Here is a 22,612-nt window from a genome sequence, read left to right on the forward strand (position 1 = left end):
AGACTGAATTTAACTACCGTCTTCTCAGTCTTTTATTTTACAACACTTACCCTTCTAACAACAAGTTTTCTGGATCTTCTAGCATTTCTTTCACTTTCACTAGGAAGCTAACAGCTTCTTTTCCATCAACGATTCTGTGGTCATAAGATAGTGCAATGTACATCATTGGACGATTTTCAAATGTCTCCTCATCAATCGCAACAGGTCTCCATTGAACCTTATGCATACCTAGTATACCTACTTGAGGTGCATTAAGGATTGGTGTTGACCAAAGTGAGCCGAAGACTCCTCCATTTGTAATCGTGAAACTTCCACCTGTTAGATCCGCTAATGCTAGTTTGTTATCACGAGCTTTCAAACCTAGATTACGAATCTCACTTTCTATTCCAGCAAATCCTAGACGATCTGCATCACGAACAACTGGAACAACTAAGCCATCATCAGTTGATACGGCAATACCGATATCATAGTATTTTTTCATCAGAATTTCGTCGCCCTGAATTTCCGCATTTAGAAGAGGGAATTGTTTCAGTGCACCGATTACTGCTTTTGTAAAGAATGACATAAATCCAAGTTTTACGCCTGTTTTCTCTTGAAACGCATCCTTACGTCTTTTACGAAGGTCCATAACATTTGTCATGTCAATTTCATTAAATGTTGTCAGCATCGCAGCTGTTTGCTGTGACTCAACTAAACGTTTAGCGATGGTCTGACGGCGTCTCGACATTTTAATACGCTCTGCTGGTTTAGCAGGATCCTGTGCAGGTGCTTTTGTTTCTTTTTTCTTTTCTTGCTTTGGCTCATCTTTCTTAGGCGAATAATTATCAACATCCTGCTTACGAATGGTGCCTCCGGATGAAATGTCTTTAAGTGAAATCCCTTTTTCTCTTGCGCGCTTACGAGCAGACGGTGTTGCTTGTCTACGTTCGTCTTCACTTAGTTCTTCAGAGGAAGAAGCGGCAGGTGTATCTTCTTTCTTCTCTTCTTTTTTAGGCTCTGATTTTGTCTCAGTTTCTGGTTCTGCTTGTTTTTCTTCCTTAGCATCAGAACCACTATCACTCGAACCATCCGCACTTTCATCAATAACAGCGATCACTTCTCCTACTTCTACTGTATCGCCTGGCTCACGCTTTAATTCCTTAATCACTCCAGAGAATTCGGAAGTGATTTCAATATTGACCTTATCTGTTTCCAGTTCTGCAATGTATTCTCCTTGGTTCACATGATCGCCCACTTCTTTTAACCACTGGGCAATTGTTCCTTCGGTAATCGATTCAGCTAGTTCTGGTACTTTAATTTCAGTCATGTTGGAATGGCCTCCTTAGTTTTTACGAGTAAAAGTCTCGTTTACGATGCGTGATTGTTCTGTTTTGTGTGCAGATGATACGCCCTCAGCGGGACTAGAACGATACGTTCTTCCGATATAGCTCAGTTCTACCTCTTCAGGCAGAATTTCGAGTATACGTGTTTCCATAAACGTCCAAGCTCCCATATTTTTCGGCTCTTCTTGAACCCATTTCACTTCTTGCAGATTAGGGAAACGTTGGAGCAATTCTCTAATCAAACGACGAGGGAATGGATATAATTCTTCCACTCGTGCAATGTGAATCCAGCTGAGATCTTCTTCTTTGTTTTTGTTTACATAGTCATCTAGCTCTACTCCAATTTTTCCACTGCACAACACAACTCGTTGTACCTTTTCTGCATCTGTCCCTAAGTTTGAATGCTCAAACACAGGATTAAATTCACCTTCAGTGAACTCAACAGGTTTAGAAGAAGCTGCTTTGTTACGCAGTAAACTCTTAGGAGTCATAATGATTAATGGACGAACAGCATTTTTCTGCAAAATCGCAGCTTGACGACGAAGAATATGGAAATACTGTGATGCTGACGTACAGTTAGCCACAGTCCAGTTATTCTCAGCTGCCATCTGTAAGAAACGCTCTAATCTCGCACTTGAATGCTCAGGTCCCATTCCTTCGTAACCATGTGGAAGCAATAGTACTAATCCTGATTTTTGACCCCACTTTGCACGTGCGGCAGATACCCATTGATCTAAAATAACCTGTGCGCCATTTGTAAAGTCTCCAAATTGAGCTTCCCAAAGCACAAGTGTCTCAGGAGAAAAGACATTATAGCCGTATTCATATCCTACCGCTGCCTGTTCTGACAATGGCGAATTATAGACCGAGAATGAGGCTGCAGCATCTTCAAATTCGTGAAGAGGCGTAAAAGTTTTATTCGTCTCACGATCATGCAAGACAGCATGTCTGTGAGCAAACGTTCCACGCTCCGTATCCTGTCCAGTTAAACGAATTGGCGTTCCATCAGCAATAATAGTTGCGAAAGCAAGATATTCACCTAAGCCCCAATCTAATGCTCCTTTTTCGGAAAAAGCATCTAAGCGACGGTGAAGAATCTTTTCTAGCTTTTGATTCGGCTTAAATTCTTCAGGCCATTTCAAGAGTTGCTCATTAATAGATTTCAATCGATCTAGGTCAACTTGTGTCTTCACTTTAGGTAGACCGTTCACAATAAAATCAGGTGGAGCTAGTTCTTGCTTATTCTCTGATTTTTTATTGGAAACCTGGTCATACTCCTCTTGAAGTTTGTCAGCTTGCTCTTGATCTAACTTGTCTCCATAATCAGCCTTTACCGTTTGTTCTTCTTCAAGCTGTTGTGCATAAAGCGCTCGCACAGTTGGATGCTTGCGAATCTCGTCATACAGCACAGGTTGAGTTACAGCAGGCTCGTCTCCTTCGTTATGACCATATCTACGGTACCCGATCAGATCAATAAGGAAATCTTTTTTGAAGCGTTTTCTATATTCAATAGCTAGCCTTGCTGCCTTCACACAGGCTTCCGCATCATCCGCGTTAACATGGACTATTGGAATCTCAAACCCTTTTGCAGGGTCACTTGCATATGTAGTTGACCTAGAGTCAAAGATTTCCGTTGTATAACCAATGTTATTGTTTGCAATGATATGCAGACTGCCACCGATTCGGTATCCGTTCAATCGGCTTAGGTTAAGAGTCTCTGTCACAACACCTTGTCCAGGAAAAGCCGCGTCTCCATGAATTAAGATGGCCAGTGCTTTTGATTCGTCCTGTTTAGGAAGCCCTTTACTAGAACGATCTTCTTGCGCTGCACGGGCAAAACCTTCAACAATAGGGCTAACAAACTCTAAATGACTTGGGTTATTTGCTAACGTAATCGTTGCAGAGTTTTGATCCTTCTCTATCGTACGATTGGCACCAAGGTGATATTTTACATCGCCTGTCCAACCATAATTTAAATCTTCTGAGCCCTCTGTAGGTGCTGTACTTTCTTTAGGAGCTTGTAAAAACTCAGAGAAAATCATGTGATAAGGCTTTCCTAAAGTATGTGCTAACACATTTAGGCGTCCTCTATGTGCCATACCTATTAAAATATTTTCTGTTCCTATATTAACCGATTTTTCAATTGATTCGTCGAGCATAGGAACCATTGTATCCAAGCCCTCAATTGAAAAACGTTTTTGGCCAACAAATGTACGGTGAATAAATTTTTCAAAGCCTTCAACTTCTGTTAAACGTTGCAACAACGCTTTTTTACTCGAAGTTGATAAGTCCTCGGCGAATTCACCTGTCTCTACAGCATTCCGAAGCCAAATTCTCTCTTCTTCATCCTGTACATGTTCAAACTCAAACGCTGTTGTATTTGTATAACGGTCTTTTAGAAGTTCAATAACTTCATATCCGTTTCGAACGTGAGAAGGAGCGTGTTTCATTAAAAGGTGAACCGGAATTCGAATTAAATCCTCTTTTGTAAGTTGAAAGCGCTCTAAACTTATAAATTCGTCACTTAATTCTGATTGTAGAATAGGATTAATATTTGAAACCAAATGTCCTTTTGCTCGAATCATATCAGCAAGTCGGACGGCACTTACTACTTTTGTCATCATGTCCGGATCAAGATTAGTACCTGTCGTGTTCTGCCCATTTTGTGCAGAATCTATTTGTGATGGAGGCGGGCCCCAAAGGTCAAATTTCTCACGCAGTTCTGGATCCACTGAGTTCGCATCATTCAGATATTCTTCATACAATTCGATCACAACACCAAGGTTAGGACCATGAAATCCCTTCCAAGGCGCTTCCTGGTTATTCTCCTTGCTGGACATGTGATAAATAACCCCCTAAGAAACTTTTCTTCTATTGTCATTAAAATATAAATAGTGCAACGCTTACACAGATAGTTTACCACGATTCTCGTGAGCACTCAAAGAAATCACGAAATTTGTTGTAAATTAGCATCATCATTGCAAGAACCACTAAAATTGTACGCCTTTTCATACATAAAATCTAGTCTTTCTTTTACCTATGCCCTTGAATTGATAGGTTTTAAACCTATATGTAGTTGGTTAGTCAAAAAGATTCAATATTATCACTCAATATCGAATCTGTTTGGTTTGATACCACTGAATGATTTGATCTTTCTCTTTTTGAGTCAATTGATATAAAGTACTTTCAGAGCCTTCTTCAAGTAATAGAACGTGTAATGGCTCGTACTCTTTATTTAGAATCAATCGTGCTGACATATTTAAGTCAGCAATAAGCTCCTCATCAGGTTTGAATACCAAGTCTACTTCAATGTGAGTCCATTGCCCCACTCTCTTACGCTGTTGTTCGGTCATTGTGACTATTGTTTGTTCTGAAGAACGTTCAAATAATATGTCGATCATGAATGTTGTCTCCCTCCACACAAAAACAGGACCCTATAAAGGCCCCATGTACAATTAAAATTTGTTGTAGACCACTTTTTCAGATAGAGGTTTTCTAGAAGAACGGTGTGCAGGATGCAAGGCTTTTCCTAAAGAAATGAGCATAATCGGTTTATAACGAGCAGGTACATTAAAATCTTCTTGGAATTTTTCAGCATTAAAGCCTCCCATAGGACATGTGTCATATCCTTTAGCTTTTGCTGCAAGCATTAAGTTCATTGATGCAAGTGACGCATTCATTAACGCTTGATTATGACCGACTAATTCATTTCTTTCATACGCTTTGTTAATTTGATTGACTAGTAGATTTTTGACTTCTTCAGTCATGAATCCCGCCTCTACAGCAGACTGATTGACTGAGTCCGCTTCTTTATTCGCTTCAAGATCGCCTAACACCGCAATCACTGCGGATGAGTCGACAATTTGTTGCTGATTAAAGGCAATCGGTAATAGTTCTTCTTGTCTTTTCGGGTCATCTATCACAAAAAATTTCCAGTGTTGAAGATTCCAAGAAGATGGTGCTTTGTTAGCTGCATCTAAAATCTCTTCAAGTTCGTCCCTACTAATCTTAGCCTCAGGATCATATTTCTTCACTGAGTGTCTCTCTTCAATTGTTTGGAATAAGCCTAAATCTTCTTGGATATTGATGGTGTTCCACTCCTTTTATTCATCTTTTCTTTTATTCTGACACTATTATACGTTAAAGGGCCAATCCAAGTAAAACAATTGGCATAATGAGTGCATAAAAACTCAATCTTCGGTGATACTGTTTGATGAAGTGGAGGGATTAATATGGAACAAAGCTTACAAATGCATGCCTCAAACAGCCCTTGCCTTGTCATTGTTGATACCGTCAACGGACGATATGCTATACGAACAGAAGATACAAGTGGACGTACCTTCTCAAATGGAGCCGATGTTCTTGACTGGATCAAGCATTCATGGCAAAAAGAATTATTCGTCCATCCTTCTGAATACGATAAATTACTTAAGGCAATCGAGAGCGAACTTACTTCTTCTTAAAGACTAAAATATACCAACCACCTTCACGGATGACGGGTGTACAGGTAACCAGACTAAACCCAGACTGTTTTGCATAAGAAGTTAATTCCTTCTGAGTTGGAACAGGATACATATCTTCATGCGCCGACATAAAACTGTTAAATCCAGATGCAAATCGTTGACCGTGTTTTGAACGGGCTAACGGAGACATAATTAACAAATGACCTTTAGGCTGAAGCAATTTACGAGCTCGTTTAAAGAGCCTTAAGCGGTCCTCAAAAGTGAAATAATAGAGCAAGTTGTTCATCATCAAAAGATCATACTGATCTTGATCTACATAGTTCATAAAATCTGCTTCAATAATGGAAATATTTGTGCCTTTTGCTTCTTTAAGTGCCAGCTTTTGTACTTCTTTGTTGGATTCTATTCCATTTACTTTGATATCAGGGAATTTTTGATGCAATCGATGGAGATACCCCCCATGTCCGCAGCCCACATCAAGTACACTTTTGACTTTTTGTTTTTTAACCACATCAGCAATCTTTGGAAACATAACAGACTCAAGTAAACCTGATGTTTCGGCAACGGTATATCCAATATCTTCTTCTAATATTTTCACTTCAGTACCTTGTAATAAATTACGATATGTAAGCATGGTTGGAATATGCAATTCCATCATTTCCTTTAACAAAACGCCTACATTTTGATCACTGTCTTTTGATAAGTATGTAACCATCGATTTTTTCGCCTGTACTTTGCCCCCTCTTTTTTCTTTTAAATGTCCTAAAGCAACCCCTACTTCTACCCATCGTTCGAGTAGATCTAAGCGATATCCATATCTCTCTGCAATCATTTGTGGCGTATTCGGCACTTGAAACGTTTTAAATAAATCCAGACTATATCCTAAATGTGCATGCCAAGCTTGAAGAAAGGGTTCATTCTTCTTCATCCATTTCCTTGCCTGCCAAAGTCGCTTATATTCTTTTAACAATTTTCTCTCTCCCATCTCAGTCGCATCCCGTTTCGTCGTATCTTTCCATTCCCAAACTACGTGTATTTGAAACCGTTGCTGAATTGTCGCTTTTCTTCTGTGAAGTGAAACGATATAATAAGAATTCAATTTCTATTAATTTGTTCATTAAGGATGTCTGCACTATGAAAAAACTAGTTGTGATCGTTCTTTCGGGAATCGTTGTTTTGATTGGATTATTTATCTTTTTATTTAATGATAATAGTCAAGTGAGACAATTCACTTATAAAACTGTGATTGGCGAACATCAAATCCCCGAAAAGTATATAAATGTCTATCAAGAAGCCGCAGATGAATATGATATCCCATGGCAATTACTTGCATCTGTACACCGAGTAGAAACCATTTTCTCAACAATGGACCCAATGGAAAGTCCTGTTGGTGCATTAGGTCATTTTCAATTTATGCCTAGAACGTGGGTAGGTTGGTCTCATCCAGGGGGCGATGTAGGAGAGCTTGATGATGATGTTGATATTACAGATGTAGAATTAATAGATGAGCATAACGGCTATGGAATAGATGTTAATGGTAATGGTGTGGCCGACCCTTTTGACATCTACGACGCTACTTATGCTGCAGCAGCGTTTCTAGCAGACCATGGTGCGTCAAATGGTGATTTAGAAGGAGCTTTATTCTCCTACAATAGAAGCGATGACTACGTTAATGAAGTAATGGGTTATTACAACGCATACAATGAAGATTATGAGTTAATTACCATTCCTCTCGATAAAGAATAATGTTCATAAGAAAAGGACCCGCATGCACGCAGCGGGTCCTTTTTAGTGTTGGTTCGTATAGACAGCTTCTTCTTGCTGCTCTTCAATTTCAATCGGTTCAATATATGAGGGTTCACGCTTTATTTGAGTAGGCTTGAGCGGTGAATCTTGATCCTCTAATTCTAGAAAACTACATCCACTTAGTACAGCCGTACATATCAATGCTACAAAAAGTCGTTTCACAAGAACCCTCTCTTTTCATTGCTAGTTTCATTAGGTGAGATTAGATGAGATTAGATGAGATTAGATGAGTCTTCATCATTTTTTTGTTGATATACATATGTTTGTCAGCTTTAAGGATTAGTTCATCTATTGTATCATGCATCCCTTGTTCAAAAAAGGAAAATCCACAACTGACAGAAACTAGATACGCACGGTCACTTACATGATTCAGTCTATCTAACGCTTCATGAATCTGCTGCCACTTCTGCTTCCCTTGCTCCAGACTACATTGACTAAAAACTAAAACAAACTCATCTCCCCCATAACGGAAAAACACATCCTGCGGATCACGGAGCATCTCAATGATTTGACACATTGTTTGGATGAGCTGGTCTCCTTCCGAATGGCCATACTGATCATTCACAGATTTAAGATTATTTATATCAATAAAGCAAATAACTAAACCTGGTGATTTTGCTTCTTGTATCAATTCTTGAAGAACGTTCATTCCAGTTCTACGATTATAACAGCCTGTTAAACTATCTCTAGATGCGTGAATTAGTAAGTCTTCTTCTGTCTCTTTTAAGTGCGTTATGTCTGAAAAACCAATCAATACACTGGATTCCTGATTAAAATCCACGAACTCGCCATTTATTAAAAGCCAGCGTTTCTTTCCTCCTGATAAGAGATCAGCAACGATGTAATCTTTACAAGCTCCTTCTCGTTTTACTTTTTGTATAAATTCGATCATTTCTTGTTTGGACAGATAACGCTCTATGTTACGAATCGCCTCTTGAGCTTCTCCACCAAATACTTGTAGCGCTTGTTTATTCACTAAACGTACCCTTGTGTTTTCAGCGCCTATCATTAGTAATGGGTAGGGATTTACTTCAAACAGACTTCTAAAATTCGTTTCACTTTCCCTTAAATCTTTTTCTCTTATAAAGTTATTCTTACGGTAGAAATAATACATCGTCACAACCAAGATGGAAATGCCCACTGCGGCCGTTGTATTAATTTGTTTAATTAAGATGCTAGCCCCCGTTAAGTCTACTTGATATAGCAAAATCATAAACACGGTATGGATGAAAAGAGCCATTATACTAAATAGTAATGGATGGAGAGCAAAAACCGTAGCTACGCCCATCATAATGACGATATACGAATCTACATTTGCCGATATACCCTGGCTATTAATAGAGCCTACAGCTCCTATTACTAGATATAAGCCTACATATCCGTATAAGATAACCGAACAAATCGAACGATGATAAAAATGAGAGCTTGGATTTCGGAGTAATCGTTTAGCTACTACAAATACTAAAGCTGTGACAAGACTGATCATGTGGATAGCTGTCAATCGCCAGAATGCTTTTGAATCCCCTACTTCACCATATAACTTTATATCCATAAAAAGATAGATTGGTGAGACCATGATGATTCCCCAGCAAATTATATGTAATCTAGAATAGGCTAACGCCATATCCTCAGCCTTAAACAGTCGATTAATGTGAGATCGATTAGCTGAACTCTTATAAGATATGCGAAGTAGACGACAGATGGAATGAATAATAGATTGGATCATCTGTTTACCCTCTCATTATTTTATCTATATTATCGGCACTGTACGCAAACCTTTGTAGAAGAAGGAAAAGACTTCTATGCATATTAGTCGAATTCCAATCTTTACACGTGATATAGTTAACACGTATCACATCTTGTTAAAAGGGGTTGGATTCAATGGAGTTTGTGACATTAAATAACGGATTAAAAATGCCTCAACTAGGTTTTGGTGTATGGCAGGTTCCTGATGAAGAAGCAGCACCCGCAGTTAAAAATGCTCTTGAGGTTGGCTATCGTTCAATCGATACGGCGATGATTTACAAAAATGAAAAAGGGGTTGGCCAAGCACTTAGCGCGTCAACAGTCGAACGTTCTGACCTATTTATTACAACCAAGGTATGGAATAGTGACCAAGGCTACGATGCAACGATTAAAGCGTTTGATGAAAGTTTGGAGCGTCTCGGTCTTGATTATGTTGATCTCTATTTAATTCACTGGCCTACTCCGATGTACAACAACTATGTTGATACATATAAGGCGTTAGAGACCCTTTATAAAGAAGGTCGCGTGAAAGCCATTGGCGTATGTAACTTTGAAATTGAACACTTACAACGGCTGTTAGATGAGTGTGAAGTAGTACCCGTTTTAAACCAAATTGAATGTCATCCTTACCTCGCTCAAAATGAACTAAAAGATTTCTGTGCGAAGCATGATATTTTTGTAGAAGCTTGGAGCCCGCTTATGCAAGGTGGAGATGTACTAAATGATTCCACTGTCGTGGACATTGCCAAAGCTCATGATAAAACACCTGCACAAGTTGTATTACGCTGGCACATTCAGAGTGGCTCTATTGTCATTCCTAAATCAGTCACTCCGTCTCGCATACAAGAAAACTTTGATGTGTTTGATTTTAAGCTAACTGATGAAGAACAAAACAAAATTAATGCACTTGATAATGGAACTAGACGTGGCGCTCATCCGAACGACATGGACAAGCGTTAATAATAAAATGAAAAAACCGATGCCGTTTGGCTTCGGTTTTTTTACTTTGTATATGAGAAATAATTTGCTTTTGATAATGAATATCATTATTATATAAGAGTAGTTCATAGACAACGATTCAGGGGGAAATACATTGAAAAAAATACGTACTTATAAAAAATATGCTGTTGCAGCATTATCTGTCACAACTATGTTCTCACTAGCAGCATGCGGAAACGCTAATGAGGAAGACCAGACAACAGAAAACACACCTTCAGAAGAAACGGAAGAAACGGAAGGACCACGTGTTGTCACTGATGCCATGGGCAATGAAGTGGAGATTCCAGAGAATCCAGAGCGAATTCTAGGCTCTTACCTAGAGGACTATCTTGTCACCCTTGGTGAAACACCTGTTGCACAGTGGTCTGTAGCAAACGGTACTCAAGCGTATCTTCAAGATCTACTTGAAGGGGTTCCTCCGATTACATCTGATCTTCCACCTGAAGAGGTAGCTAGCTTTGAACCAGACTTAATACTCATTAATGATGAAACCCAAGTAGAGTCAGGTTTGTATGATCAATACAACCAGATTGCTCCTACCTATGTATTAGGTGATGAGATCACAAATGACTGGCGCAAAGCTCTTGCAGAAATTGGAGATTTACTTGGAAAATCAGAAGAGGCCGATCAAGCATTAGCTGACTATGAGGCCTTGGTAGATGAAACAAAAGAGGATTTACAAGCATCTATTGGAGATGAGAAAGTAGCGGCCATTTGGTATGTTGCAGATACTTATTATGTTGTATCTCCATCACAATCCAGTGGCGCAACCTTGTTTGAAGATCTTGAATTGACTCCTGCTAATGTCATTGCTAACCTTCCTGAGGATAATGTTGCACAGTGGAACGAAGTGACTTTAGAAGCCCTTGCTGAGATGGATGCAGATCATCTCATTCTTATTAATAGCGCGGAAAGTTCAGTCGAAGAAATTTTAGAAGATCCTGTTTGGGCAAATGTACCAGCCGTTCAGGAAGACCATGTCTATGATGTATCTAGAGATTCTTCTTGGTTGTATACAGGGATTCAAGCACATACACAAACCGTTCAAGAAGCAAAAGAAATCTTGACAAAATAAACAAAAAAACAATCGTCCATATGGATGATTGTTTTTTGTTAAGAAAGCAAACGTTCATTGTTTGCGACCGTGTGAATTTGTTTTTCTTTTAAATGGACAATGACATGCTGGCGTGCAGTGGAATATAACCACTGACGATAGGTCTGATTCGGTAGATGCGGTGTTTCTTTCCATAACCTTTTAAATAAAAAATGTATGATATCCTCCGTTTGTGCTTTATTTTTAATGGTACGGTAAATAAAACGATATAAGGCATGTTCATTTTCCACATAAAGCTGCTCTAGGGCTTTAGGATCCTTTGCTCGTATGCGATTACAAAGTGTTTGGTTCGTTTCAATCATAAGTGGTTTACCCCTCTTGGCCATCTTATGTATAACAAAATGGCACGGATGATGCTTGATATAACCTACATACCCGATTTAAAAGAAAAGTAAGCCTAAAGTCATAAAAAAAATATCATTCAGCCAAATAAGATCGCTATGATTGGAATAGAGAGAGCCATAATAGGCACAATGATCCAATACCATTCATAGCCACTTGAATTTTCTTCAACATAGCTGCCAGCTTGTAGCTCCTCTACCTCCTTTTTCAATTCATCAATCTCTCTTTGCATTTTTTCAAGCTTCAATTCTGTTTCAGTCATGAGTGATCCCCTTTCACCATGTATTTATGACAAGTATAACGTACATCCATTTCCATCACCAATTAGTTTTTACATAAAAAGCCTGTTCTCTAGTAGAGAACAGGCTTTTTATGATTAGATCGCAATCTCCATCGCTACCTTATCACCATGTTGATAGTCGTTCAGGCTAAAATCGTCAATGCTAAAATCATAAAAGGATGTGATCTCCGGGTTGATTGAGAGTACAGGTGCAGGATAAGATTCTCGATTTACTTGTTCTTCTAACGGCTCAATGTGACGCTCATAGATATGTGCGTCTCCAATATGAAAGATATACTCACCCAGCTCGTAACCAGTCACTTGTGCAATCATTCGTTGTAAAACATTATATTGGAAGACATTAAACGGATTCCCCAACCCCATATCGTTGGAACGGCAACGAACTTCAAGATGAAGTTTCCCCGCTTTCACATGCCACTGTGTCTCGTATACACATGGAGTCAATGACATCTCATCAAGCTCATCGGGGTTCCAGAGCATCGTAATATGTCTGCGCGAAGATGGATTATTCACAAGCTCTTGAATTAAATAATCCACTTGATCAAGTAACATCGTATCCCCTGAGACGGTATTATTTTTTGGGTCCAATAAGTTTGTCTTTAGCTTTTGGATCGGATACTGACGATTTCTTTTAGCTAATTGATAGCCATATGCTTTTCCGATCGTTCCGTCCTCTTGCTCCCACTCATTCCAGATCTTCACATTCATTTGCCGAAGCTCTTCTACTTGATTTGATTTTTTTTGCCAAATCCAAAGCAGCTCTCGAATAGCCGTTTTCCAGGCTACTTTTTTAGTCGTTAAGATGGGTAACTCTTTATTAGTAAAACGCATAGATTCAGATATGATCGACTTGGTATAGGCTGGCTGTCCATCCTTCCAAACCGTGCGTACTTGCTCATCTTGATTGCTATATCCCTCATGAGAAATCTTATCTATAATTTGTTTGTACTGACGATCTGCTTCATTCAATGTTCTTCACTCCTAAAAAAATCTCTCCTCAGTATATCGCAAATGGAGAGATTCTTATAGAGTGAATACTTAGAAGTCCCTAATCTTTGTAAGGGTCAAACTCATTGGCACCTGCCATACAAACACCAATTGGGCGAAGAACATGTTTGATATCAAGTGTTTCATTGTGTGCCTTTAGCACGGTTTTAAGTTTCTTATACACAAATGGACTTTCGTCTGTTCCACCGCCACGAAGTTCCACTCCGTAAGACTTTAAAGCGTCATTCATTCGCGTAGGTGAAATCTCTCCACCTTTTCGTTGCTTTGTTTTCCAGTTCATTTTTCCCGCAGCCTGTGTTCGGCTCATGGTTCGGCCAGCTCCATGGACAGTGCTATAGAAGGCTGCCTTATTTTCCTCTGTTTCTTTTCCTTGAACAATGACTGACTCATCACCCATGCTTCCACCAATGAAACCCCACTGCCCTGGAGCGTTTGGAGTGGCACCTTTTCGTACAACAACGACGTCTTTACCATGATGTGTTTCCTTCCAGGCGAAGTTGTGGTGGTTGTGAACAGAAAATGTAACATCAGCTTTTAAGATATCAAGGACTTTATCAATCACATAATCACGCCCTGCATACGCGTACTGGCCTGCTAATGTCATCGCCTTAAAATACATGTCTCCTACATCTGAATCAAGCTCAAATAACGTCGGCACATCTTCCATTTTTTCGCCACCGACCTTATCATGAAAGGCTTTGCCTTTCGCTAGATTTAGAAAACCACTTGCTGTTTTATGTCCAAATCCTCGACTACCAAAATGATTTGCAATCCAAATTTGATTTGTTACTTCTTCCACAAACAAATCAACAAAGTGATTGCCACTACCTACAGTACCCAGTTGCCTTTGAGCTAGCTGCTTAAATGTCTCTCTTGTTGTACCATCAATCTCATCAAACACGTGCCAAGCTGGATCATCAAATAGTTCGTGATCCACCAATTCTTGATTCTGTCTCCCGATGCCAAACGAGATCGTTCGCGCGATCTCATCCATGATTTTAGGAAGCTTCCGTTTAATATCTTTTAATGTTAAATCTGTCCGAACCGCTTTGTTTCCACAGCCAATGTCATAACCAACTCCAGAAGGAGAGATCTGACCATCATACACCATCACTCCACCTACTGGCTGACTATAGCCTTTATGATGGTCTGCCATTAATAAGCTTTGAACCACACGACCATGACTTGCACACGTCACAGCCTGATCCACCGCACTATCAAGTGGACTTCCCCACACTCGCACAGAACGAATGTCTTGATACATCCAATCACCTCAAACAATTTGTTTTTAAAGATCATACCATAAAATAACATTAATTAAAGCTACTATTTCTCATTGCTTCTCCCAACTATTGTGCAGGATCGAGCAAGGACAAAAACATTGCTATGATGACTAAGACAATTACTCTATTACGATCAACAAAATAGATCAATAATAGTTTCTAAAGCAACCGCTCCATCAGAACCCTTCGCTTTCCGCGGGAGTCTCAGGATTCTGATTACGCTAGTATGAGTTATTCTAATTGATACGTGTTACAAACTTCACGAATACTTAATCTAACTCTTTATACGCTTTAGAAATCTTGCGAATTTGAGGTTTAAATAAATACATACAGAGTAATAAGCGGACGAAATTGGAGGGCCGACACCTGCGGGAAGTACAGACAGGGTGAAATGAACTGGCAAAGCCAGTTTAGTTCAGCGTCTGCCCGCGGTAAGCGTGCCCCCAATTTCGGGAGCGGAATCGAAGAGACTAACTTACAGCACGCTGGACATTGTACTGATTCATTAATCTTACTACTTATTTCATACCAAACAAAAAATCCGACCACTGGCATCGTACCTTCCAGTGGTCGGATTAAACTTTATCTTAAATACGTACATGCTAACTAGCGATTATCAATCTTCTCCGGATATAGATCGTGGTTCATCAATCGATGATCTGCAATCTGCTCAAACTTCGTGCCTGTTTTTCCGTAGTTGCAGTATGGATCAATGCTGATGCCGCCACGTGGAGTGAACTTGCCCCATACTTCAATGTAACGAGGGTCCATAAGCTCAATTAAATCGTTCATAATCTTGTTCATGCAGTCTTCGTGAAAATCTCCATGATTTCTAAAGCTGAATAAATAGAGCTTTAACGACTTACTTTCAACCATTTTCACATCAGGAATGTAACTGATATAGATGGCCGCAAAGTCTGGTTGCCCTGTAATTGGGCACAGTGACGTAAATTCCGGACAATTAAATTTTACAAAATAGTCCCGGTTTGGATGTTGGTTCTCGAATACTTCTAAAATGCCTGGGTTATATTCAACCTCGTATTTTGTTCCTTGGTTACCGAGTAGCGTTACTCCCTCAAGCTCGTCCTTCTGTCTTCCACTCATTATGCTCTCTCCTTAGACACCACGTTTATTACCCCAAACCAATGTGTGAAGTTGCGGCAATACTCGGGCCTTGTTCATTGTTTTTGAAGCAACGGCCTTATCAATCAGCCATTCGTACTTCTCTAATAGATCAGAAACCAGTGCTTGATCATTCGTTGTTGTCGCATCCTCATTTCCAACCTGTAAATAAAACGGAAATTCTGGATAGCGTGAATGAATGTCTTCTGCATAAGCAAAATCCACATCATCAAATACAACAACCTTTAAGCTCGTTTGTTCTTTTGAAAGTCGCTCATAGAACACATCTAGTTTTGCAAAGTCAGTTGTCATACCTGAACTAGGTGGCTTAGGTGAAATGGTTACATCCGTTATGTCTGTTAACCAATCCTTCCAAAAGGTCCCTTGTGTTTCTACAGCTGTTTCAATCCCTAAAAACGAAAGCTGATCTACTAACTCGCCTATCCCCTTATGCAAAGCAGGGTTTCCACCTGAAATCGTCACATGAGAAAATTGATCGCCACCTATTTTTTGCAGGTCAGACACAATCTCTTCAGCTGTCATCGATGTGCTTGAACCCGTCCCATCCCATGTAAAGCTTGAGTCGCACCAAGAGCATTTATAATCACAGCCACCCGTGCGGACAAACATTGTTTTTTTGCCGATGACCATGCCTTCTCCTTGAATTGTTGGACCGAATATCTCCATTACAGGGATCTTGCTCATGTGCTTTCACCTGGCTTTGGACGGTACACGACATAGCTTGTTGGTGTTTCGCGAACAAGCACCTGCAAACAAACGGGTTTATTATCCATTGAGTCCAACTCAGCCTGAACAGCTAGTCCAATTTGACGAGCGACCTCTTCTGTAGTTGGGGGACGACTGGCAAACTCTTGATGATCATTTAATAAGGTGTGATCGTAGCGTTTGTGAACGATGGTTTTGAGTCTTTTAAAGTCAACTAAAAAACCAAGCTCATCCAGCTCGTCTCCGGCAATTGTCAGGTTAATAAAATACGTATGACCGTGCATATTCCGACAATCTCCAGCTCGTTCATCATCAATGTAATGAGCAGCAGCCAGATGCATATCTTTATTTAGTTCAAAAGTATAGGAATGTGAAACCTGTGGGTAAAACTGCTGAAGCATTATGCTTACGCCTCCTTCCGACGAAGATAAGCATCTAAGCCATTTCTTCTTAGGATACAAGAAGGACATTCGCCACAGCCGCCACCACGAATTCCGTGATAACAGGTTAATGTTTTTTCTTGAACAAAGGAAAGCGCGTCTAGTTGATCAGCCAACTCCCACGTTTGCTCTTTGTTTAACCACATAAGTGGTGTATGAATAACAAATTGTTCATCCATAGCTAGATTTAATGTCACATTCAACGACTTAATAAACACATCACGACAATCTGGGTATCCGCTAAAGTCCGTCTCGCATACACCCGTGATTAGGTGACGAGCTCCCATTTCACGTGCATAAACAGCAGCAAATGAAAGAAATAGATGGTTACGTCCGGCTACGAATGTAGATGGCAGTTCCCCTTCTTCTCCAACACCCACTTCAATGTCAGAGCGAGTTAACGCGTTCGCGGATAATTGATTAATTAAGCTCATATCAAGTACATGAAAGGATACACCAAGTTCTGCGGCTATCTCTCGTGCACATTCAATTTCCTCAGAATGACGCTGACCATAATCAAAGGTCACTGTATGGACCTCTTTAAATTCTTTTAATGCCCAAAATAAACAAGTTGTACTATCTTGTCCGCCGCTAAATACAACTACGGCCTTTTCTTCTTTTATCATGCACTCATTTCTCCTTTGCTTAAGGGAAAAGAGCATTCGTAACCCCATACACAGGAAAAAAACTGGCTCGGTTAAAGAACTGAACACAGTTTACCGTTAGTTTTTTATAGAGGGAGTTCGCGAACCTCTTATGCCTATGAAGATGGCATCCTTTATCTTTTTTATTCATCCAATAGTGTACCATAACGTACGGCGATCAGCTATTCTTTTCACTTTGCGTAAAACTTGGTAATATAGGAGAGAATATAAATTCAGTTTGCCCAAAATGAGGAGGCTTTTTATGTCTTTTGTAAATCAAGTAGAAAAATATGCAGAACTTGCTGTTAAAGTTGGCGTGAACATTCAGCCAGGTCAAACCCTAGTGGTTCGTACCCCATTATTTGCAGCAGATTTTGTTCGAATTGTTGCCAAGAAAGCATATGAAGCTGGAGCTGGTCATGTTGAGGTTGAATGGTCTGATGAAGAGATCGCTAAGCTCAAATATAAGCTAGCACCGGATGAATCCTTCCATACATACCCCGAGTGGCGTGCAAAAGGATTAGAAGAAGAAGCTGAGAAAGGTTCTGCTTTCCTTAGCATTACAGGTACAGACCCAGACCTACTTAAAGGCGTAGATCCTGAGCGTATTGCGAATGCCAATAAAGCAGCTGGTGCAGCACTTAATGGTTTCAGAAACTATATTACATCTGATAAGGTCAGCTGGTCCATTGTTGCTGTACCATCAGTTGGTTGGGCGGAGACTGTTTTCCCTGAAGAAAAAGGCGAAGCAGCAGTTGAAAAGCTATGGAATGCTATTTTTGCTGCCACACGTATCGATCAAGCTGATCCTGTAGCCGCATGGAAAGATCATCTCGCAACTCTCGATGAGAAAATGGAGATTTTAAATAAACATCATTTCCAAGCCCTTCATTACACAGCAGAAGGTACAGACTTAACGATTGAGTTACCAGAAACACATCTTTGGGTATCAGGTGGAAGCATTAGTAAGGGTGGCGTTGATTTCGTCGCAAATATGCCTACAGAGGAAGTCTTTACGGCGGCGAAGAAAACAGGAGTAAACGGACATGTAACAAGTACAAAGCCACTTAGTTATGGCGGATCTCTGATTGAAGATTTCAAGTTAACCTTTAAAGATGGAAAAATTATTGAAGCATCCGCAAAAAAAGGCCAAGAAACGTTAGATCGCTTACTTGAAAATGACGAGAACTCTCGTTACATTGGTGAAGTTGCCCTCGTGCCTCATAAGTCACCTATTTCGGATACAAATATTATTTTCTTCAATACGCTTTTTGATGAAAATGCGTCAAATCATTTAGCGATTGGTAGTGCTTACGCCTTTAATATTGAAGGTGGTAAAGAAATGTCCAATGAAGAGCTTGAGAAAAATGGTATTAACACAAGCCAAACTCACGTTGACTTCATGGTTGGATCAGCCACTATGGATATCGATGGAATTCAAGAAGATGGTAGCCGTGTGCCTGTGTTCCGTAACGGAAACTGGGCTATCTAAACAAAATAAAAACAGCACCCGCCTAGGCAGGTGCTGTTTTTTTGTTGCGTTATGGTTCCAAACGCTCTCCACGTCTAAATTCCTGAAATTTTCTCGTTTCACTTACGACAACTCCAGATAAGAATAGGAGTCCAATTAAGTTAGGGATAGCCATTAGAGCATTAAAGATGTCGGCAATATTCCAGACAATCTCCAGGTGAGCGACTGCTCCAATAAAGACGACAATGACATAGATGGAACGGTAAATATACGCATTCCGATCTCCGAATAAGTAGCCAAAACACTTTTCCCCATAATACGACCAACCCAGAACGGTTGTGTACGCAAAGAAGATAATCCCAATTGTAACGATTAAGCTTCCATAACCAGGAAGGAAAGATTCAAAGGCAGCGCCTGTTAAAACATCTTGATCCGCATCGCCTAATCCAAATTGCATGATACTCATCACAATCACAAGCCCTGTAATGGTACAAACTATCATCGTATCTAAAAATGTTCCAGTCATAGAAACGAGAGCCTGACGTCCTGGATAATCTGTTTTAGCTGCTGCTGCCGCAATAGGAGCAGAGCCAAGTCCAGCTTCGTTCGAGAACACCCCTCTCGCAACTCCATAACGGATTGCCGTACCAATGGCACCACCAGCTGCCGCTTCTCCACTAAATGCTGCTTTAAAAATCATAGCAAAGGCCTCTGGGACTAAAGTGAAGTTCATAACAATAATGATTAAACCACCCAGAAGATAAAAGATGGCCATAAACGGCACAATTACAGAAGCGAATTTCCCGATGCTTTTAATGCCGCCTAATAAAACAAGGCCGGTTAATACAGCTAACACAATCCCCGTCACCCAAGGAGTCACACCAAAGGTTGAGTTAAGTGCGCCAGCTACAGTGTTAACTTGAGTCATATTTCCAATCCCAAATGATGCAAGGAAGCCAAATAAAGCAAATAAGACGGCTAGCCATTTCCAACCTAATCCTTTTTCTATGTAATACATCGGGCCACCCGAAATCTCGCCCTTTTCGTTAACTACTCGATACTTCACGGCTAAAATGGCCTCTGCATATTTGGTCGCCATTCCAAAAAAAGCGGCAGCCCACATCCAGAATATTGCACCAATTCCACCTAATAAAACAGCTGAAGCAACACCCGCCATATTACCAATACCAAGAGTCGCGGCCATCGCTGTCATTAGCGATTGAAAGTGAGAGATGTCTCCCTCTTCATCTTTATTTTTATCTGATTTTGTAAATACAAGCTTTAATGCATATGGAAGCTGGAAAATTTGTAGAAAACCTAATCTCACAGTTAGTAGAATACCTGTCCCAACGATTAATAATAAGGTAGCAGGACCCCAAACAATATCTCCAATGACACCAACTAATTGACTAAACCAGTCCATCCAATTCTCCTCTCATCTCAACAACATCTTTATCTATAAGATCTTAGTCTAATTATTTCCCACCCTCCAGTCAACATGTTTGTCATATAATTCGACAAGAACAATGAATATCCTCCAAAAAAAAAGAGAGATCCAAAAAGGATCCTCTCTACTGTGTAAAAACAAACTCTGCTTCAAATCGTAAATTCTCTACTAATTGAAGGTGAACTTGATCAACTCTAGCAAATCGATTTTTTGTTTTAAGTGCGTCAAAAAATGGTTCCATTTTATCCTCATCACCTTCTACTTCCACTTCAACCGTTCCATTATCAAGGTTACGAACCCAACCCACTAGTCCAAACCGAGTCGCTTGTTCTTGAGTAAAATAACGAAATCCAACCCCTTGCACTTTACCTTCTATAATTAAATGATATCTATTTTTCATGTAAACTCCTCCATAATAAAGTCCTTTTTCTATGTTTGACCTCATTTTAGAGAAATTAAACTTATTTTAAACTGATATCGTATAGTGATTTTGCTATATCTAGATGAACAGGACCTTGCGCTGATTCTTGATCTCTATCTGAACTAAGCGTTTCTTGCATTAGAAGTTTTTTAATCTCATTTGGTGATAATGTACGATCATTTTGTATTAATAGTGCCGCAGCCCCCGCACAAAGAGGGGTGGACATAGATGTGCCAGACATTTTTGTATAATGTTTTTTTATCCTGTTTGATTTTTGTGTCCGATCGACCATGGATCCTGGTGAGCGTAAAGAGATACTATTGACCCCTGGTGCCAAAATATCAGGTTTGGCTTTTCCGTAGATGGTTGGACCTCTACTTGAAAATGCCGCTGTATTTAAGAGGCCATCCGATTGGTGATCAGAGTCCAAAGCTCCAACTGTAATGATTTTATCGCTTACTCCAGGACTCGCTATGGTATACGCATCTGGACCATCATTTCCAGCTGCTGTCACAACTGTGATCCCACTCATCCAGGCTTCTTCGACCATTCGAACAACAGGATCTTCTTGCTCATTCTTATACTTTAGTGCATGGGTTCCAAGAGACATCGAAATAATATCAATCGGACGATCTGGATGAATTTGATTATATTTGATACACCAGTCTACTCCCTGAATAATCGACTCAAGCGTCCCTGTCCCTGTTCGGTCTAGTACCTTCACACCAATAATTTCAGCCTCTATAGCAACACCTTTATAATCACCATTTGACATTGAACCATTTCCTGCCACATTTCCTGCACAATGAGTTCCATGTCCATTATCATCGTACGCTTTGGTACGCTGGTTAATAAAATCAACGAAGTCCCGCACTCTTCCTTCTAAATCTTCATGAAGGTAAACTCCTGTATCGATAACAGCAACTGTCACACCTTTGCCTGTTAGACGTTCGTCATCAGTTGTTCTATTACTTTCAAACTTACTATTAATCCAATGGTTGCTTAAAGCCTTAATCGTTCTATTTAAATAAACGCGTTTGATTTCATTGCAGTGAATGAGTATAAACTCTAATCGTTCTGGGGTAATACTTGCGCTACAACACGAAATGGCGGCAAATTTATTATTAACCCGACAATAGCGACTACCCTCTAGTAATTGTTCGACGACAAATGAGCTAAATATATTTGGTGTTTTTTTAAACTCAATAATAACTGAGAGTTTTCGCTTTTTTTTCATTCTTTTTTCAAGAAATTGATGGATAAAACAAGGTGTAAATCGAAATGGTTTGTATAAGCTTATTATGGCTTCTCGCAATGGTTTATCTAGTTTTTCCGAATGACTCCGAACCAATTTAACCATTGAATAATGAAACATATTTAACCCCCACCCTATTCGCCACACACTATACCTTATGATGATTCATAGTGACGGATAGGATCATTGTCCTAGTTTAAAGAATAAAAGGCAGACGTATAGAAAAGGATTAAAAGGAAAAATTTCTGAATGTAAGGGTTTTCAAATGAAGAGTTATGGGGTATACTAAAAATATCACAAAAAAGACACAACTTTGACACGTAATGTTCATATAATAATGCAAATGCAAAATTTCTGAGGAGATGAGCTAAAATGGGAATTTTCTTTTTCTATATGTTTGTAGCAAGTGCAACTCCACTATTTCTATGGTTAGAGCATCATAAGATTGCCGTCGCAAGTATACCTGGAATCTTCCTCATGTGGATTCTTGGCTCAATCTATATTATTAGTCCGTCAATCTGGATAGAAGCTACATTTATCGTTACGTTTGCTGTTAATGTCATGCTTGCTCATTATGCAGCTATTGTATTGTACGGTATGCCTCTTTTCAAACAAAAACGGTTACTGCGTAATTCAAAACGTTTAGTCTGACACCAAACAAAAGAAGCCGCTCCGTTTTCAAAAACGGTGCGGCTTCTTTCT

General features: G+C 39.7%; 24 protein-coding genes and 1 riboswitch. Of the genes, 6 read left to right on the forward strand and 18 right to left on the reverse strand.

What is annotated here, in order from left to right; translation table 11 throughout:
• Positions 1-46 precede the first annotated feature (46 nt).
• The 4 genes from sucB to J2S05_RS04790 form a co-directional block, all read right to left on the reverse strand.
• Positions 47-1,306: a dihydrolipoyllysine-residue succinyltransferase gene (gene sucB / locus J2S05_RS04775; protein ID WP_306980371.1), complete on the reverse strand. Its 1,260-nt coding sequence runs from the start codon at positions 1,304-1,306 to the stop codon at positions 47-49.
• A gap of 15 nt (positions 1,307-1,321) precedes the next feature.
• Positions 1,322-4,162 (reverse strand): 2-oxoglutarate dehydrogenase E1 component, encoded by a 2,841-nt coding sequence (locus J2S05_RS04780; protein WP_306980373.1) that lies wholly within the window; start codon positions 4,160-4,162, stop codon positions 1,322-1,324.
• 267 nt (positions 4,163-4,429) lie between these two features.
• Positions 4,430-4,723 carry a hypothetical protein gene (locus J2S05_RS04785; RefSeq protein ID WP_306980375.1) on the reverse strand — a complete coding sequence of 98 codons (294 nt, stop codon included), beginning with the start codon at positions 4,721-4,723 and terminating at the stop codon, positions 4,430-4,432.
• 54 nt (positions 4,724-4,777) lie between these two features.
• Positions 4,778-5,410 (reverse strand): nitroreductase family protein, encoded by a 633-nt coding sequence (locus J2S05_RS04790; RefSeq protein ID WP_306981100.1) that lies wholly within the window; start codon positions 5,408-5,410, stop codon positions 4,778-4,780.
• A gap of 144 nt (positions 5,411-5,554) precedes the next feature.
• Between J2S05_RS04790 and J2S05_RS04795 the strand changes: the two genes are divergently transcribed.
• On the forward strand, positions 5,555-5,785 hold the full coding sequence (locus tag J2S05_RS04795; RefSeq protein ID WP_306980377.1) for a hypothetical protein: 231 nt from the start codon (positions 5,555-5,557) through the stop codon (positions 5,783-5,785).
• On the opposite strand, the gene J2S05_RS04800 is transcribed toward J2S05_RS04795, so the two are convergent.
• On the reverse strand, positions 5,772-6,770 hold the full coding sequence (locus tag J2S05_RS04800; protein WP_306980378.1) for a class I SAM-dependent methyltransferase: 999 nt from the start codon (positions 6,768-6,770) through the stop codon (positions 5,772-5,774). The genes J2S05_RS04795 and J2S05_RS04800 overlap by 14 nt on opposite strands.
• 149 nt (positions 6,771-6,919) lie before the next feature.
• Between J2S05_RS04800 and J2S05_RS04805 the strand changes: the two genes are divergently transcribed.
• On the forward strand, positions 6,920-7,531 hold the full coding sequence (locus tag J2S05_RS04805; RefSeq protein ID WP_306980380.1) for a lytic transglycosylase domain-containing protein: 612 nt from the start codon (positions 6,920-6,922) through the stop codon (positions 7,529-7,531).
• Positions 7,532-7,573: 42 nt separating this feature from the next.
• Here the strand turns inward: J2S05_RS04805 and J2S05_RS04810 are convergent, their stop codons facing one another.
• Both J2S05_RS04810 and J2S05_RS04815 read right to left on the reverse strand, forming a co-directional pair.
• Complete coding sequence (locus J2S05_RS04810) at positions 7,574-7,753, reverse strand: hypothetical protein (protein WP_306980382.1); 180 nt, start codon at positions 7,751-7,753, stop codon at positions 7,574-7,576.
• 40 nt (positions 7,754-7,793) lie between these two features.
• Entirely contained in the window at positions 7,794-9,317 is a 1,524-nt protein-coding gene (locus J2S05_RS04815) for a sensor domain-containing diguanylate cyclase (RefSeq protein WP_306980384.1), read from the reverse strand.
• A 155-nt stretch (positions 9,318-9,472) separates the two neighbouring features.
• Here J2S05_RS04815 and J2S05_RS04820 point away from each other — a divergent pair, with 155 nt between their 5' ends.
• Both J2S05_RS04820 and J2S05_RS04825 read left to right on the forward strand, forming a co-directional pair.
• Positions 9,473-10,297 (forward strand): aldo/keto reductase, encoded by an 825-nt coding sequence (locus tag J2S05_RS04820; protein WP_306980386.1) that lies wholly within the window; start codon positions 9,473-9,475, stop codon positions 10,295-10,297.
• 133 nt (positions 10,298-10,430) lie between these two features.
• Positions 10,431-11,411, forward strand: coding sequence for an ABC transporter substrate-binding protein (locus J2S05_RS04825; protein ID WP_306980389.1), 981 nt, complete (start codon positions 10,431-10,433; stop codon positions 11,409-11,411).
• A 38-nt stretch (positions 11,412-11,449) separates the two neighbouring features.
• Here J2S05_RS04825 and J2S05_RS04830 read toward each other — a convergent pair whose 3' ends face one another.
• The 8 genes from J2S05_RS04830 to queC form a co-directional block, all read right to left on the reverse strand.
• Entirely contained in the window at positions 11,450-11,752 is a 303-nt protein-coding gene (locus tag J2S05_RS04830; protein WP_306980391.1) for an RNA polymerase sigma factor, read from the reverse strand.
• Positions 11,753-11,871: 119 nt separating this feature from the next.
• Positions 11,872-12,054: a hypothetical protein gene (locus J2S05_RS04835; protein ID WP_306980393.1), complete on the reverse strand. Its 183-nt coding sequence runs from the start codon at positions 12,052-12,054 to the stop codon at positions 11,872-11,874.
• Positions 12,055-12,168: 114 nt separating this feature from the next.
• On the reverse strand, positions 12,169-13,062 hold the full coding sequence (gene thyA, locus J2S05_RS04840; RefSeq protein ID WP_306980394.1) for a thymidylate synthase: 894 nt from the start codon (positions 13,060-13,062) through the stop codon (positions 12,169-12,171).
• 79 nt (positions 13,063-13,141) lie between these two features.
• Positions 13,142-14,365, reverse strand: coding sequence for an RtcB family protein (locus tag J2S05_RS04845; protein ID WP_306980396.1), 1,224 nt, complete (start codon positions 14,363-14,365; stop codon positions 13,142-13,144).
• Positions 14,366-14,990: 625 nt separating this feature from the next.
• Positions 14,991-15,488, reverse strand: a complete 498-nt coding sequence (gene queF, locus J2S05_RS04850) for a preQ(1) synthase (protein ID WP_306980398.1) — start codon at positions 15,486-15,488, stop codon at positions 14,991-14,993.
• Between the two features lie 12 nt (positions 15,489-15,500).
• Entirely contained in the window at positions 15,501-16,211 is a 711-nt protein-coding gene (gene queE / locus J2S05_RS04855) for a 7-carboxy-7-deazaguanine synthase QueE (RefSeq protein ID WP_306980400.1), read from the reverse strand.
• A complete protein-coding gene (gene queD, locus J2S05_RS04860) occupies positions 16,208-16,633 on the reverse strand; it encodes a 6-carboxytetrahydropterin synthase QueD (protein WP_306980402.1) in 426 nt (141 codons plus the stop codon). Before queD ends, queE begins: the two co-directional genes overlap by 4 nt.
• A gap of 5 nt (positions 16,634-16,638) precedes the next feature.
• Positions 16,639-17,295 carry a 7-cyano-7-deazaguanine synthase QueC gene (gene queC, locus J2S05_RS04865; RefSeq protein WP_306981103.1) on the reverse strand — a complete coding sequence of 219 codons (657 nt, stop codon included), beginning with the start codon at positions 17,293-17,295 and terminating at the stop codon, positions 16,639-16,641.
• Positions 17,296-17,388: 93 nt separating this feature from the next.
• Positions 17,389-17,432: riboswitch (PreQ1 riboswitch) on the reverse strand.
• A 146-nt stretch (positions 17,433-17,578) separates the two neighbouring features.
• Here queC and J2S05_RS04870 point away from each other — a divergent pair.
• Positions 17,579-18,808 carry an aminopeptidase gene (locus J2S05_RS04870; protein WP_306980403.1) on the forward strand — a complete coding sequence of 410 codons (1,230 nt, stop codon included), beginning with the start codon at positions 17,579-17,581 and terminating at the stop codon, positions 18,806-18,808.
• A 49-nt stretch (positions 18,809-18,857) separates the two neighbouring features.
• On the opposite strand, the gene J2S05_RS04875 is transcribed toward J2S05_RS04870, so the two are convergent.
• The 3 genes from J2S05_RS04875 to J2S05_RS04885 form a co-directional block, all read right to left on the reverse strand.
• Positions 18,858-20,210: an alanine/glycine:cation symporter family protein gene (locus J2S05_RS04875; RefSeq protein WP_306980405.1), complete on the reverse strand. Its 1,353-nt coding sequence runs from the start codon at positions 20,208-20,210 to the stop codon at positions 18,858-18,860.
• 148 nt (positions 20,211-20,358) lie between these two features.
• Complete coding sequence (locus J2S05_RS04880) at positions 20,359-20,634, reverse strand: acylphosphatase (protein WP_306980407.1); 276 nt, start codon at positions 20,632-20,634, stop codon at positions 20,359-20,361.
• A 61-nt stretch (positions 20,635-20,695) separates the two neighbouring features.
• Positions 20,696-22,030: a S8 family peptidase gene (locus J2S05_RS04885; protein ID WP_306980409.1), complete on the reverse strand. Its 1,335-nt coding sequence runs from the start codon at positions 22,028-22,030 to the stop codon at positions 20,696-20,698.
• 252 nt (positions 22,031-22,282) lie between these two features.
• On the opposite strand from J2S05_RS04885, the gene J2S05_RS04890 reads away from it, so the two are divergent.
• Positions 22,283-22,561 (forward strand): spore morphogenesis/germination protein YwcE, encoded by a 279-nt coding sequence (locus J2S05_RS04890; protein ID WP_306980411.1) that lies wholly within the window; start codon positions 22,283-22,285, stop codon positions 22,559-22,561.
• Positions 22,562-22,612: the final 51 nt, after the last annotated feature.

The sequence above is a fragment of the Alkalicoccobacillus murimartini genome (assembly GCF_030813245.1).
In the GTDB taxonomy this organism is placed as follows: domain Bacteria; phylum Bacillota; class Bacilli; order Bacillales; family Bacillaceae_D; genus Alkalicoccobacillus; species Alkalicoccobacillus murimartini.

Excerpts from the sequence above, each read along its gene's own strand:
- sucB (WP_306980371.1), bottom strand. The coding sequence starts at position 1,306 with ATGACTGAAATTAAAGTACCAGAACTAGCTGAATCGATTACCGAAGGA.
- J2S05_RS04780 (WP_306980373.1), bottom strand. The coding sequence starts at position 4,162 with ATGTCCAGCAAGGAGAATAACCAGGAAGCGCCTTGGAAGGGATTTCAT.
- J2S05_RS04785 (WP_306980375.1), bottom strand. The coding sequence starts at position 4,723 with ATGATCGACATATTATTTGAACGTTCTTCAGAACAAACAATAGTCACA.
- J2S05_RS04795 (WP_306980377.1), top strand. The coding sequence starts at position 5,555 with ATGGAACAAAGCTTACAAATGCATGCCTCAAACAGCCCTTGCCTTGTC.
- J2S05_RS04800 (WP_306980378.1), bottom strand. The coding sequence starts at position 6,770 with ATGGGAGAGAGAAAATTGTTAAAAGAATATAAGCGACTTTGGCAGGCA.
- J2S05_RS04805 (WP_306980380.1), top strand. The coding sequence starts at position 6,920 with ATGAAAAAACTAGTTGTGATCGTTCTTTCGGGAATCGTTGTTTTGATT.
- J2S05_RS04815 (WP_306980384.1), bottom strand. The coding sequence starts at position 9,317 with ATGATCCAATCTATTATTCATTCCATCTGTCGTCTACTTCGCATATCT.
- J2S05_RS04820 (WP_306980386.1), top strand. The coding sequence starts at position 9,473 with ATGGAGTTTGTGACATTAAATAACGGATTAAAAATGCCTCAACTAGGT.
- J2S05_RS04830 (WP_306980391.1), bottom strand. The coding sequence starts at position 11,752 with ATGATTGAAACGAACCAAACACTTTGTAATCGCATACGAGCAAAGGAT.
- J2S05_RS04835 (WP_306980393.1), bottom strand. The coding sequence starts at position 12,054 with ATGACTGAAACAGAATTGAAGCTTGAAAAAATGCAAAGAGAGATTGAT.
- J2S05_RS04845 (WP_306980396.1), bottom strand. The coding sequence starts at position 14,365 with ATGTATCAAGACATTCGTTCTGTGCGAGTGTGGGGAAGTCCACTTGAT.
- queF (WP_306980398.1), bottom strand. The coding sequence starts at position 15,488 with ATGAGTGGAAGACAGAAGGACGAGCTTGAGGGAGTAACGCTACTCGGT.
- queE (WP_306980400.1), bottom strand. The coding sequence starts at position 16,211 with ATGAGCAAGATCCCTGTAATGGAGATATTCGGTCCAACAATTCAAGGA.
- queD (WP_306980402.1), bottom strand. The coding sequence starts at position 16,633 with ATGCTTCAGCAGTTTTACCCACAGGTTTCACATTCCTATACTTTTGAA.
- J2S05_RS04870 (WP_306980403.1), top strand. The coding sequence starts at position 17,579 with ATGTCTTTTGTAAATCAAGTAGAAAAATATGCAGAACTTGCTGTTAAA.
- J2S05_RS04875 (WP_306980405.1), bottom strand. The coding sequence starts at position 20,210 with ATGGACTGGTTTAGTCAATTAGTTGGTGTCATTGGAGATATTGTTTGG.
- J2S05_RS04880 (WP_306980407.1), bottom strand. The coding sequence starts at position 20,634 with ATGAAAAATAGATATCATTTAATTATAGAAGGTAAAGTGCAAGGGGTT.
- J2S05_RS04885 (WP_306980409.1), bottom strand. The coding sequence starts at position 22,030 with ATGTTTCATTATTCAATGGTTAAATTGGTTCGGAGTCATTCGGAAAAA.
- J2S05_RS04890 (WP_306980411.1), top strand. The coding sequence starts at position 22,283 with ATGGGAATTTTCTTTTTCTATATGTTTGTAGCAAGTGCAACTCCACTA.